The sequence below is a fragment of the Intestinibacter sp. genome, assembly GCF_051866655.1.
Classification (GTDB): Bacteria; Bacillota; Clostridia; order Peptostreptococcales; family Peptostreptococcaceae; genus Intestinibacter.
Map to the genome: position 1 here is coordinate 1 of NZ_JBJDXL010000219.1, position 4,630 is coordinate 4,630.

3 protein-coding genes are annotated in these 4,630 nt (G+C 31.2%); 1 reads left to right on the plus strand and 2 read right to left on the minus strand.

What is annotated here, in order from left to right; translation table 11 throughout:
• Positions 1–7: 7 nt before the first annotated feature.
• Complete coding sequence (locus tag ACI3VO_RS06655; protein ID WP_439757154.1) at positions 8–1,261, minus strand: NAD(P)-dependent oxidoreductase; 1,254 nt, start codon at positions 1,259–1,261, stop codon at positions 8–10.
• A 194-nt stretch (positions 1,262–1,455) separates the two neighbouring features.
• Positions 1,456–2,922 (minus strand): protein adenylyltransferase SelO, encoded by a 1,467-nt coding sequence (locus ACI3VO_RS06660; RefSeq protein WP_439757155.1) that lies wholly within the window; start codon positions 2,920–2,922, stop codon positions 1,456–1,458.
• 180 nt (positions 2,923–3,102) lie between these two features.
• On the opposite strand from ACI3VO_RS06660, the gene ACI3VO_RS06665 reads away from it, so the two are divergent.
• Positions 3,103–4,491 carry an APC family permease gene (locus tag ACI3VO_RS06665; RefSeq protein ID WP_439757156.1) on the plus strand — a complete coding sequence of 463 codons (1,389 nt, stop codon included), beginning with the start codon at positions 3,103–3,105 and terminating at the stop codon, positions 4,489–4,491.
• The last annotated feature ends 139 nt before the right edge of the window (positions 4,492–4,630 follow it).

The following is a 4,630-nucleotide window of genomic DNA, read 5'->3' on the forward strand; positions in this document are numbered from 1 at the left end:
GTGAAAATTAAACTACAATTTCTCCTTTTACAGATGAATTTTGCAAATATTCGTCCATAGAGTTGCTAACTATTTTAGCTGCTTTTACAGCTTGAATAACTGTACTAGCCCCTAATACTACATCTCCACAGGCAAATACACCTTCTTTTGTAGTATGACCTTTTTCATCGGTTTCTATATGACCACGTTTAGTAATATCAACACCTTTGTTGTTTACAACTATAGTATTTCTAGGTACTTGACTTACTGCTATAAGTATAGAGTCACATTCGAATAGATATTCACTATTAGGGACAGTAGATAGAGTGATTTTTCCGTCTACTTCTATTTTTTCAGTACGAGCAAGTATTATTCCTTCATCTACTATTTCAACTGGAGCTTCAAAGGTTTTAAATAATATTCCTTCTTGTTGAGCCTCATGTATTTCATGTTTAGTTGCTGTCATATCTTCAAAATCACGTCTATAAGCTATATAAACCTCTTCAGCTCCATATCTTTTAGCAGTTCTAGCGGCATCCATTGCAACATTACCAGCGCCGATAACTAAAACCTTTTTACCTAAAGAATAGTATTGTGGGCTTTTTAAGTAATCTATAGCATAGTGTGAATGACCAAATGTTTCGCCTTTTATATCTAATCTCTTAGGGTTCCATACGCCAGTACCTATGAATATTGATTTATATCCATCTTTAAATAATTTATTTAAAGTTATTACAGGACCTACTATTGAATTTATTTTTATTTTAACTCCAAGATCTAAAAGACGTTGAACTAATAAATCTATTAATTTTGCTGGCAATCTAAATTCAGGAATGCCGTAAGTTAGAACTCCTCCAATTTTTTCGTTTTTTTCAAATATAGTAATATCGTACCCCTTCTTTGCAAGCTCAAATGCAACTGTAAGGCCAGCTGGACCTGAACCTACTATAGCGACTTTGGTTCCGTTGCTTTCAGGCTTTGTAAAATTTGTATTTTCTAAATATTTTTTTGAAATTTCTTCTTCTATAGAATGAAAGTAAACTGGTTCCTTTTTTATTCCCCTAATACAGTTTCCTCTACATTGTTTTTCATGTGGGCATACTATTGCACAAATCGCTGATAGCGGATTGTTGTCAAATAGTATTTCTCCAGCTTTTTCTATTTCTCCGTTTTTGTAAAGTTGGATTATTTGAGGAATTGGTGTATTTATAGGACAGTTTTTTTGACATCTAGGTTTTTTGCAAAGAAGGCAATTTTCTGCTTGTTGTAAATTATTTATCATCGTGACCTCCTTAATATTCTAAATATTGTAATTAATATTATAACAAAAATATATTACATATTGTATACAAAATATTATGGAAAACAAAGAAATAAAAAACAAAAGAAAAAATGGAAAAATTACACGTTACAGATGTTTTTATAAACTAAAAGACGCTATATTAAATATTTATATAACGTCTTTTAGATAACAGATTAAGTTCCACAGTATGTTTTATATACACATTGGGATGGAGCAGGTAGCTTTGCGTATTCTTTTTGAAATTCTGAATGCTCATATGGATTAGATAGAGCCTTTAAAAGATTATTCATTACAGAGAAATCTCCTTTTTCAGCAGCAGATAGAGCTTCTTCAACTCTATGGTTTCTAGGTATAACTGCTGGATTAGAAATTTTCATTAAGCCAAATATATCATCCTTAGATTTTTTTTGAGAACTAAGTCTAGCTTGCCATTTTTTGTTCCAATTTATAAATTCATTGCTTGAGAACATTTCATTTTTAGGAAAATCTCCAAAAGTCAGAGCGATAAAAGTATTTGTAAAATCCTGTTTGTATTTTTTCATCATAGATAATAATTCGTTTAATAGAGATACATCATCTGCTGTAGGTGAAAATATACCTATTTTAGAGCACATATTAGAAATTAATTCTGAAGTAAACAATTCTGTATATTTAGATAAACTATTTTGCATAATTTCGATAGCCTTATTTTCATCATCATCGATTAATGGGATAAGAGCCTCTGCTAATCTGCATAAATTCCAATTTACAATGAAGGATTGATTTTTATATGAATATCTACCGTAAGTATCTATAGAGCTAAAAACAGTGTCAGGATCATAGACATCCATAAAAGCACAAGGTCCGTAGTCGATAGTTTCTCCACATATACTCATATTGTCGGTATTTAAAACACCGTGTATAAATCCTACACTTTGCCATTTTGCTACGAGCTCAGCTTGGACTCTAATAACCTCATTAAAAAAATCGACATATTTATTTTTGTTATTTTCTATAAATGGGAAATGTCTCTTTATAGTATAATCTGCTAGAGCTTTTAATTTATCAGGACCTAACATATATGACGCGTATTCAAACGTTCCAAATCTAATATGGCTAGAAGCAACTCTAGTTAGTATAGCTCCCGGTTCTATTTTTTCTCTGTATACATCTTCTCCAGTAGATACAACTGACAGACTTCGAGTAGTTGGAATTTTAAGTCCATGCATAGCTTCACTCACTATATATTCTCTTAGCATAGGACCTAAAACAGCGCGTCCATCTCCACTTCTAGAATAAGGAGTTCTACCGGAACCTTTGAGCTGAATATCAAATCTTTCTCCTGAAGCAGTTATTTGCTCACCTATTAGCAAAGCACGCCCATCTCCTAGCATTGTAAAGGTTCCAAATTGATGTCCTGCATATGCTTGTGATATATACGCACCGTTTTTGGCACTTGCATTTCCTGAAAGAATATAAATTCCCTCTTGAGATTTTAGAAAATCTTTATTTAACCCAAGTGAATCTGATAGATTTTCATTTAAGATAATTAAACTGGGTGATTTTACAGGACTTAAATCTATATAGCTGTAAAATTCTTTAGGGAGATTTATATATGAATTATCAAAATTAAATCCAGTTTTGATTATTTTATTTGTCATGAAGTTTTCCTCCTTTCATAAGGTTAGTTAAATGTCTTTTTAATAATATACCCTGTTTAATAAGAAAATAACCTTAGTTGATGCCAAATAGAAGGTATTAATCAATTGTATGAATTTTCAATATATGTTATAATTTGTAGGTACTTGAAAATTTTTGTAAAAAAAGAAAGGAATAATAACATGAGTAATCAAAAACACGTACAAGAATTATCTTCTGAAAAAACTGAATTCAAAAGGGAAATCGGTATTTTCGGCGGAGTAAGTATCATCGGTGGAATCATGATAGGTTCAGGGATATTCTATCTTGGTTCTTATGTACTAGACAGAACTAATTACAACTATGGATTAGCTATTTTAGCTTGGATCCTAGGAGGAATAATATCTCTATTTGGTGGATTATGTTATGCAGAATTAGGTGCTGCAATGCCTAAAGCAGGTGGTAGAATGGTATACCTAACAGAAGCATATCATCCATGTGTAGGATTCTTAGCAGGATTCTCAGATTGGATAATAGGAGGACCTGGTTCAGTAGCTGCTTTAGCTATAGCACTTCCTACAGCACTTAAATCTTTTGTAGCACTTAGTGACACAGGTATAAAAGTATTTGCAATTGTATTAATTATAGGATTAACTATTTACAACTGTTATGGTGTAAAATTATCATCAATCCTTCAAAATATTTCTATGGTTGCAAAATTAGTGCCAATTTTATTAATATTAGGAGCAGCATTATTCTGTGGTAAAATAACTCCAGATCTTGGTATAGGTCAAGAAGTAGCATCTTCTGGTGCAACAGGAACTGTATCAATGGTTGCATTTGCTATTGTAGCTTCATTGTGGGCTTATGAAGGATGGACTAATTTAAACACAGTAACAGAAGAAATTAAAAATCCTAAAAGAGATTTACCATTAGCATTAATAATTGGTATAGGTGGAATAACAGTACTTTATACATTATTTAACTATGCTATATATAGAGTTTTACCTTATGATACAGTAGTATCAATGATAGGAGACGGAAATTACTATTTAGGAACAGAAGTTGCTAAATTAATTTTTGGTAATGCAGGTGGTATATTAGTTACTGCAGCAATGGTAATAGCTATCTTTGGTTCAACAAATGGATTAATATTAGCTCAACCTCGTATGTACTATGCAATGGCTAAAGAAGGTCACTTCTTTAAATCATTTGGAAAATTACATCCTAAATATAAAGTTCCTACAACTGCATTAATAGTTCAAGCAGTAATATCTGTAATTTTAGTATTAATGAGAAATTTAGATCAATTAACTACTTTAGTTGTTTTCCAAACAATGTTATTTAACTTCTTAACTGTTTTAGCTGTACCAGTACTTCGTAAGAAAATGCCTGAAATAGACAGACCATACAAAGTTTGGTTCTATCCAGTTAGTGTAATAATCACAGCTCTTATTTTCGCAGGATTAGTTGTAAGTACATTCTTTGACGATCCAGTAAGTGCAGTAACTGGATTTGCAGTTCCTGTGATAGGTATATTCTTCTACTTATACTTTGATAAACAGTTGAAAAAAGAAGGAAAATCAGCATAGGATATTTGTATAATTTCTAATTATATTATGTGAAATTATAGGGGGAAAATAAAAATGAAAACAGTTTTATTCAATGGAAAAATTTATGTAGAAAGAGAAAAATTTGTAGAAGCTGTTTTAATTGAAGATAGAAAAATTA

Excerpts from the sequence above, each read along its gene's own strand:
- ACI3VO_RS06655 (WP_439757154.1), bottom strand. The coding sequence starts at position 1,261 with ATGATAAATAATTTACAACAAGCAGAAAATTGCCTTCTTTGCAAAAAA.
- ACI3VO_RS06660 (WP_439757155.1), bottom strand. The coding sequence starts at position 2,922 with ATGACAAATAAAATAATCAAAACTGGATTTAATTTTGATAATTCATAT.
- ACI3VO_RS06665 (WP_439757156.1), top strand. The coding sequence starts at position 3,103 with ATGAGTAATCAAAAACACGTACAAGAATTATCTTCTGAAAAAACTGAA.